Origin of the sequence: Sporosarcina sp. P17b (assembly GCF_002743115.1) — a bacterium.
In the GTDB taxonomy this organism is placed as follows: Bacteria; Bacillota; Bacilli; order Bacillales_A; family Planococcaceae; genus Sporosarcina; species Sporosarcina ureae_C.
In genome coordinates this window covers 19,919-28,059 of record NZ_PDYP01000024.1, presented here as the reverse complement: position 1 = coordinate 28,059, position 8,141 = coordinate 19,919, and the positions used below count along the sequence as shown (strand labels likewise).

The following is an 8,141-nucleotide window of genomic DNA, read 5'->3' as shown; positions in this document are numbered from 1 at the left end:
AAGCTTTACTCAAAGAGTCTAGTAACGATGGCGAAGAGGTCACACCCGTTCCCATACCGAACACGGAAGTTAAGCTCTTCAGCGCCGATGGTAGTTGGGGGTTTCCCCCTGTGAGAGTAGGACGTTGCTAGGCACGAAGCCATTCCTTATGGGGAGTGGCTTTTTTGTGTTTTAAAAACGGTGTATTATGTAATGTATATAGTGCAACCGAATAAGAATCCGTTATTTTGCTTGCTAAAATCGGATGGAGATCTATTGTATCGTGTGTTGTGCTCATAGTATCCAGCTAAGTGCTCTATCGCACCCGTTATCCGCTCATAGACTCCAGCTAAGTGCTCTATCGCACCCGTTATCCGCTCATAGACTCCAGCCAAGTGCTCTATCCCACCCGTTATCCGCTCATAGACTCCAGCTGAGTGCTCTACCCCACCCGTTATCCGCTCATAGGCTCCAGCTAAGTGCTCTATCGCACCCGTTATCCGCTCATAGACTCCAACCAAGTGCTCTATCCCACCCGTTATCCGCTCATAGACTCCAGCTAAATGCTCTATCGCACCCGTTATCCGCTCATAGACTCCAGTTAAGTGCTCTATCCCGCGCGCAATCCGCTCATAGACCCCCTCCAAGTGCTCTTCCCCATCCATCATCCCAACAACTAAGTTACAAAAAACACCACCATCTATTCAATCCCCACCTTAAAAATTCTCTTCCAACTCCTATCAATAAAGTAAACCTAATATTCTTATCCAATATAAACCACATTTCAAAAGACTTTCCTTGAATTATAAGGTTAGGCGCGATACGATTACTCTACTTGTAAGGGGGAGTGATGCAATGGTAATGGTGTTAATTATCTTCGCGATAAATATTGTATATGTAACTTTCATGACAATGCGAATTATCCTGACTTTGAAAGGTTATCGTTATATAGCTGCTGGTGTGAGTATGATAGAAACAGTAGTGTATGTAATTGGGCTTGGTTTGGTGTTGGATAATCTGGGGCAAATACAAAACTTAATTGCGTATGCTCTGGGGTATGGTATAGGAGTTATTATCGGTTCCAAAATTGAAGAAAGATTAGCACTCGGTTATATTACAGTCAATGTGATAACAGCAGATGTTAATAAAGAAATGCCTGCGGAGTTAAGAAGACTCGGTTATGGTGTAACGGATTCTTCAGCAAATGGTTTAAGTGGAGCTCGTTCGACTATGCAGATTTTGACTCCACGAAAATATGAACTGAAACTATATAAGACCATAACGGAGATTGATCCGAAAGCATTTATTATATCTTATGAACCTAAATCGATACACGGCGGCTTCTGGGTAAAGAATGTGAAACGAGGCAAATTATTTAAATGAGTAAACAGAAGATGTGGTTTGATAGAGAAGAAGATGAGACACTCGAAGAATGTCTGGACAGAATTAAAAACTTAGGCTATACAGTTGTTGCTCGAAGAGAGAAACCTTTGTTTAAACAAGTGGGGGAAGAGTATATCCCCATCAGACAACAAACGCAGTTTCAGGGCATCAAAAACAGCTAATAACTGTCAGTTGAAAGGGAACTGTCTTGTATACATTCATATGTCAACTTAAAGGCGAATGATTTTAAAAGATATATAATATAATGTTCGGTTTTAAGTTGACGGATTATGTAATAGTTGATAATATAATAAGAGTAAATGAGTTCCCCGTATATGCTGCAGAATTGGCTGTGGCGTTTCTACCAAGACACCGTAAATGTCTACACTATGTGGGAAAGCAATTTTTCTTGGATATCACGGATGATGGCTGAGTTAGATGGTTTTATATCCGTTTAGTAAGGGTCCTTGAAAGTTCTGCTTTTTGTGCATGTGAAAAGTGGAGTTTTCAAGGACCTTTTTATTTTTATTAAATCATGTTGGGCATGAAGGAGCGGATTAGATTTGGAACCGAAGATTGGTGTCATTATGGGCAGTAAGAGCGACTGGGAAACAATGAAGCATGCATGCGACATTTTAGATGAACTAGGAGTTCCTTATGAAAAGAAAGTAGTGTCAGCCCACCGTACGCCGGATTTCATGTTTGACTATGCAGAACAAGCAGAGAAAAAAGGATTACACGCTATTATTGCAGGAGCAGGCGGAGCTGCCCATCTACCAGGAATGGTTGCGGCAAAAACGCTAGTTCCTGTTATTGGTGTGCCTGTGCAATCTAAAGCCTTGAATGGAATGGACTCATTATTATCCATCGTTCAAATGCCTGGTGGCGTTCCGGTAGCAACTGTGTCGATTGGCAAAGCAGGCGCTACAAATGCGGGCCTTCTAGCGGCTCAAATACTTTGTGTACAAGATGAAGAATTACGTAATAAGCTACAGCAAAGGCGCGATGAAATGAAGAAAATTTCGCTGGAAAGCAGTGGTGAATTAAATTGAAAATGATTCAACCTGGACAGACGATCGGCATTATTGGTGGTGGACAACTAGGACGGATGATGGGACTTGCAGCAAAAGAAGCAGGATTCAAGATTGCGGTACTAGATCCAACAGAGAATTCTCCGTGTGGACAGTTAGCCGATGTTGAAATTGTCGCTCCGTATAATGATGAAGAAGCACTGAACGAATTAAGCAAAGTCAGTGATGTCATTACATTTGAATTTGAAAATATTGATTATGAAGGATTGAAACGGCTAACTGAGAAAGCGTATGTTCCACAAGGCGCTGAATTAGTTCGCATTACGCAAAACCGAATTAATGAAAAAGCTGAAATTCAGTCAGCTGGCGTACCGGTTGCAACCTATATAACTGCCGAAACGTATGATGAATTAGTACAGAAAATTGACGATGTTGGTTTTCCTTGTATCGTAAAAACGGCTTTTGGCGGCTATGATGGTAAAGGTCAGATCAAGCTTGAATCGAAAGAGCAGATAGAGAGTGCTAAGGATTTATTTACCCACTCTTCTTGTATAGCGGAAGCATTCGTTCCGTTCGAAAAAGAAATTTCCGTTATTATTCAACGAAACCCAGCTGGTGAGACATATTGTTTACCAATTGCAGAGAATATTCATAAGCATCACATTTTGCACGAATCGATTGTGCCTGCACGAGTTGACCAAGCAGTCCTGGAGTCGGCAGAAGAAGCAGCAAAAAAAATTGCTGGCCATTTAAAGTTAGTAGGCACGCTAGCAGTTGAAATGTTCGTGTTGCCTGACGGTAAGATTATTATCAATGAATTGGCACCGCGACCACATAACTCGGGTCACTACTCAATAGAGGCATGCAATATTTCGCAATTTCATCAGCATATTCGTGCAGTCTGTGGGTGGCCATTACGTGAGCCGAAGTTATGGGCACCATCCATCATGGTGAATGTATTGGGAGAACATGTAGCACCACTTCAAGAACGTATTGCAGATTATCCTGATTGGTCAATTCATTTATACGGTAAAGCAGAAGTGAAAGAAAAACGTAAAATGGGTCATGTTACGATTATGACGGATGATCTTGAAAAAACATTGCAAGAAATTGAACAGTCCGGTATCTGGCAAGAAACTAACTAATACAAACTATGATTTCCACTTTGGGAGGAACCGACAATGACGAAAGTAACTATTTATGTAACACTACGTGAAAGTGTTGTAGATCCACAAGGAATCGCAACAACAGAAGCACTTCAGAAAATGGGTTATGAAGAAGTGAAAAACGCGCGAATCGGTAAATTGATCGAATTGCAGTTAGATGGTTCAGAAGAGACAATTGAGACACGCGTGAAGGAAATGTGTAATGATCTATTGATCAATAAAGTCATTGAAGATTATCGATTCGAAATCGGGGAGGTTACCAGCAAATGAAGTTCGCCGTTCTAGTATTCCCAGGTCTTACTTGTGATCTTGATATGTACCATGCCATTGAGGAATCGGTAAAGCAAGATGTTGAATACGTTTGGCATACGGAAGCTGACCAACTCGATCAATTCGATGCAGTTCTATTGCCAACAGGCACTTCATACGGCAACTACTTACGTCCGGGTGCATTGGCGAAAAGTTCACCTGCATGCAAGCAACTTCAAGCATTTGCTGAATCTGGTAAATTAGTTCTTGGAGTCGGTAATGGTTTTCATATCTTAGTAGAAGCAGGCATCCTCCCAGGTGGATTTTTACGCAATAAGAGCTTGAAATTCCGTTCAGCTCAAGAATCGGTACGGGTAGAAAATAATAATACAGCTTTCACAAAAGACTATACACAAGGTCAAGTGCTCACATTGCCAGTAGCTAGTGAATTTGGCAATTACTATGCAGACGAGCAGACAGTGAATGAACTGAAAAACAATAATCAAATCGTCTTCACATATGCGAATGAAAATACAGATGGCAGTACAGCGGCAATCGCAGGGATTACAAATGAAAAAGGTAATGTTCTTGGTATGATGCCACTTCCAGAGCGTGCAGTAGAAGCAATCATCGGTGGAACAGATGGAACAGCTTTATTCCAGTCAATCATGAACAATCGGGGTGAACAGCATGTCAATTAATCACGAACCTACAGCAGAGCAAATTAAAGAAAATCGTCTATACCTTCAAATGGGGATGACGGATGCAGAATATGATCGTGCGGTAGAAAAACTTGGTCGTACGCCGAACTATGTAGAAACAGGATTATTTTCTGCTATGTGGTCAGAGCACTGTTCTTATAAAAGCTCAAAGTCTGTATTACGCAGATTTCCTACTGAAGGTGCGCGTGTTCTACAAGGACCAGGTGAGGGTGCTGGAATTGTAGACATCGGTGATAATCAAGCTGCCGTGTTCAAAATGGAATCCCATAACTCTCCATCAGCAATCGAGCCTTTCATTGGTGCAGCAACAGGTGCAGGCGGAATCATTCGTGACGTATTCTCTATGGGCGCACGTCCCGTAGCACTAGTAAATTCACTTCGTTTCGGTGATTTAACAGAACCGCGTGATAGATTCCTGTTTGAAGAAGCAGTTGCAGGAATTGCGAGTTACGGTAACGCAATGGGAATTCCGACGGTGGCTGGAGAAGTTCAGTTCGACCAGTGCTATTCGAAACGTCCATTGGTCAATGCGATGGCAGTCGGCTTGCTAAATCATGAAGATATTCAAAAAGGCGTAGCAGCTGGTGTAGGCAATACCGTGATATATGCAGGTGCTACTACAGGTCGTGACGGTATTCATGGAGCAACGATGTCTTCTTCGGAATTATCTATTGAAGAAGAGCAAGAACTACCAGTCATGCAGGCAGGCGATCCGTTCATTGAAAAGTTATTGATGGAAGCTTGTTTGGATTTAGTTAAGTCCGATGCGTTAATCGGTATTCAAGATATGGGTGCAGCAGGCTTGACATCATCTGCAGCAGAAATGGCTTCAAAAGCAGGCTATGGTGTGGAATTAAACTTGGATCTTGTACCACAGCGCGAAGAGAATATGACAGCGTATGAAATGATGTTGTCTGAGTCTCAAGAACGTATGTTGATCGTTGTGAAAAAGGGGCGTGAAGAGGAGGTTATTGCACTATTCACGAAGTATGGTATTACTGCGGCAGTAATAGGTCAAGTAACAGACGATAAAATGCTTCGTCTACTTCATAAAGGCGAAGTCGCAGCTGAAGTTTCAGCAGACCTGCTGGCTGAAGATGCACCTAGCTATCAGAAAGAATCAAAAGAACCAGCATCGTTTGGAGAAAACCAGGCGATTGAAAATACAGAACCACAAGTAACGAACTTGAAAGAAACATTACTCGACTTATTGCAACGTCCAACGATTGCTTCAAAAGAGTGGGTTTACAACCAATTCGATACAGGTGCAAGAACTAATACAGTACTAGCGCCAGGAGCGTCAGCAGGTGTGATCCGTGTTAGAGGAACGAACAAAGGTATTGCGATGACAGCAGATTGTAACTCACGTTTCATTTATTTGGATCCGGAAACGGGTGGTAAAATTGCGGTAGCTGAAGCTGCACGTAACTTAGTATGTTCGGGTGCAGAGCCAATCGCACTGACAGATTGCTTAAACTTCGGTAGCCCTGATAAGCCTGAAGTATTCTGGCAACTTGAAAAATCTGCAGATGGAATTTCAGAAGCTTGTCGTAAGCTGAATGCGCCAGTTATTGGCGGTAACGTATCTCTCTCCAATGAAGTAAATGGTGTGCCGATCTATCCAACTCCAACAATTGGCTTGGTAGGAATCGTCCATGATTTGAGCCAAGTAACAACTCCTGGTTTCAAACAAGCTGGAGATGCAATCTATGTAATTGGTCAAACAGAAACAGAATTCGGTGGCAGTGAATTGCAACAAATGATCGAAGGAAAGATCTTTGGTAAATCACCAGCAATCGATTTAGATGTAGAGGCTACACGTCAGCAACAACTTCTTGAAGCGATTCAAGCGGGACTAATTCAATCAGCTGATGATCTATCAGAAGGTGGATTTGCTGTAGCGCTTTGTGAAGGAACATTTGGTTCAAACGGGTTGGGTGCTGATGTGACAGTGGAAGGTTCAGCAATCACTGCATTATTCAGTGAGACACAATCACGTTTCTTAGTGACTGTACAAGCCGATCAAGTAGCTGCGTTTGAAGAGAAAGTCCAGCATGCAGTGAAAATCGGGACCGTGACAGATGGCGAAGATATTGTCATCAAAGACGCAGAGGGAACTGTCTTAGTAGAAGGGACGGTTGAAGAATTCCAGACTGCTTGGAAAGGGGCAATTTCATGCTTGCTGAGCTCAGAGGCTTAAACGAAGAGTGCGGCGTATTTGGTATTTGGGGACATGAAGATGCAGCACAGCTGAGCTATTACGCTTTGCATGCTCTTCAGCACCGTGGACAAGAAGGAGCCGGTATCGTCGTAAAAGACGATAACGGTCTACACGCGGTCAAAGGTGAAGGTTTGGTTAATGAAGTATTCTCTGGAGAAAAACTGAATTCACTCGTAGGACGTGGCGCGATTGGACAAGTTCGTTATACGACAGAAAACGGACGTGGTATAGAGAATGTTCAACCGCTTGTCTTCCGTTCGACAACGGGAAGCCTAGCTATAGCGCATAACGGTAACCTAGTCAACGCAACAGATTTGAAAGAACATTTGGAGCGTCAAGGAAGTATCTTTCAAAGTACATCCGACACAGAAGTTCTTGCGCACTTGATCAAACGTAGCAGTGGGTCTCGGAATCAGCGGGATCGAGTAAAAAAAGCCCTTAGTATTCTAAAAGGTGCATTCGCATTTGTCTTGATGACGGATGAAGGAATGATGGTTGCCCAAGATCCGAACGGTATACGCCCATTATCACTTGGCAAAATAGGCGATGCGTGGGTAGTCGCTTCGGAAACTTGTGCTTTTGAAATTATCGGTGCGGAACATGTTCGTTCCGTTGAACCTGGTGAATTGCTGATCATTAATGACAGCGGATTGACATCTGAGCGATTTGCAGAACCTGGAGATAATGCAATGTGTTCAATGGAATATGTTTATTTCTCACGTCCTGACTCGGATATTGATGGGATCAATATTCATGCTGCACGTAAACGTTGCGGTAAGCAATTAGCTCGGGAAGTACAGATTAGTGCAGATGTCGTCACGGGAGTTCCTGATTCCAGTATTTCTGCTGCCATCGGATTCTCTGAACAAAGCGGTATTCCGTACGAGTTGGGATTAATCAAAAACCGCTATGTTGGCAGAACGTTCATCCAGCCGTCTCAAGCGTTGCGTGAAAAAGGCGTAAAGATGAAGCTGTCACCTGTACACCAAGTGGTTAGCGGCAAGCGAGTGGTAATGGTCGATGATTCAATCGTTCGTGGTACCACATCTAAACGTATAGTCGCCATGCTTCGTGCTGCGGGTGCTAAAGAAATACATGTTGTGATCGCTTCACCCCCATTGATTGCTCCGTGTTATTACGGAGTAGATATTAGTTCGGATTCAGAATTAATAGCAACAGGTCGTACTTTGGATGAAATGCGTGATGAAATCGGTGCAGATTCACTATCATTCTTATCAATAGAAGGAATGCTAGAAGCCAATGGCCGATCATCTGAAATGAAAAATTGCGGACAATGCTTAGCTTGTTTCACGGGTGAATATCCAACAGATATTTATTCGGACACGGCCATGCCGCATGAAAAAGAAATCGTACGATAGGAGGCCTTTCC

Annotated in this window: 9 protein-coding genes, 1 rRNA gene and 1 riboswitch; of the genes, 9 read left to right on the top strand and 1 reads right to left on the bottom strand. The window is 42.8% G+C overall.

Annotated features, from left to right (window positions below):
• The first annotated feature begins 17 nt into the window (after positions 1 to 17).
• Positions 18 to 133, top strand: a 5S ribosomal RNA gene (gene rrf / locus CSV76_RS16210).
• 52 nt (positions 134 to 185) lie between these two features.
• On the opposite strand, the gene CSV76_RS17445 is transcribed toward rrf, so the two are convergent.
• Positions 186 to 644 (bottom strand): hypothetical protein, encoded by a 459-nt coding sequence (locus tag CSV76_RS17445; RefSeq protein WP_158232839.1) that lies wholly within the window; start codon positions 642 to 644, stop codon positions 186 to 188.
• Positions 645 to 834: 190 nt separating this feature from the next.
• Between CSV76_RS17445 and CSV76_RS16200 the strand changes: the two genes are divergently transcribed.
• The 8 genes from CSV76_RS16200 (at position 835) to purF (ending at position 8,130) form a co-directional block, all read left to right on the top strand.
• A complete protein-coding gene (locus CSV76_RS16200; protein ID WP_085427165.1) occupies positions 835 to 1,362 on the top strand; it encodes a DUF2179 domain-containing protein in 528 nt (175 codons plus the stop codon).
• Positions 1,359 to 1,544, top strand: a complete 186-nt coding sequence (locus CSV76_RS16195; RefSeq protein ID WP_085427164.1) for an NETI motif-containing protein — start codon at positions 1,359 to 1,361, stop codon at positions 1,542 to 1,544. Before CSV76_RS16200 ends, CSV76_RS16195 begins: the two co-directional genes overlap by 4 nt.
• Before the next feature lie 127 nt (positions 1,545 to 1,671).
• Positions 1,672 to 1,772, top strand: a riboswitch (purine riboswitch).
• 153 nt (positions 1,773 to 1,925) lie between these two features.
• Complete coding sequence (gene purE / locus CSV76_RS16190; RefSeq protein ID WP_085427163.1) at positions 1,926 to 2,414, top strand: 5-(carboxyamino)imidazole ribonucleotide mutase; 489 nt, start codon at positions 1,926 to 1,928, stop codon at positions 2,412 to 2,414.
• 2 nt (positions 2,415 to 2,416) lie between these two features.
• Positions 2,417 to 3,538: a 5-(carboxyamino)imidazole ribonucleotide synthase gene (gene purK, locus CSV76_RS16185; RefSeq protein WP_085429006.1), complete on the top strand. Its 1,122-nt coding sequence runs from the start codon at positions 2,417 to 2,419 to the stop codon at positions 3,536 to 3,538.
• A gap of 36 nt (positions 3,539 to 3,574) precedes the next feature.
• Positions 3,575 to 3,829, top strand: a complete 255-nt coding sequence (gene purS / locus CSV76_RS16180; protein ID WP_085427162.1) for a phosphoribosylformylglycinamidine synthase subunit PurS — start codon at positions 3,575 to 3,577, stop codon at positions 3,827 to 3,829.
• Positions 3,826 to 4,509: a phosphoribosylformylglycinamidine synthase subunit PurQ gene (purQ, locus tag CSV76_RS16175; RefSeq protein ID WP_085427161.1), complete on the top strand. Its 684-nt coding sequence runs from the start codon at positions 3,826 to 3,828 to the stop codon at positions 4,507 to 4,509. Before purS ends, purQ begins: the two co-directional genes overlap by 4 nt.
• Entirely contained in the window at positions 4,499 to 6,730 is a 2,232-nt protein-coding gene (purL, locus tag CSV76_RS16170; protein WP_099626230.1) for a phosphoribosylformylglycinamidine synthase subunit PurL, read from the top strand. The genes purQ and purL overlap by 11 nt, the downstream gene beginning before the upstream one ends.
• Positions 6,706 to 8,130, top strand: coding sequence for an amidophosphoribosyltransferase (gene purF, locus CSV76_RS16165; protein ID WP_085427159.1), 1,425 nt, complete (start codon positions 6,706 to 6,708; stop codon positions 8,128 to 8,130). Before purL ends, purF begins: the two co-directional genes overlap by 25 nt.
• Positions 8,131 to 8,141: the final 11 nt, after the last annotated feature.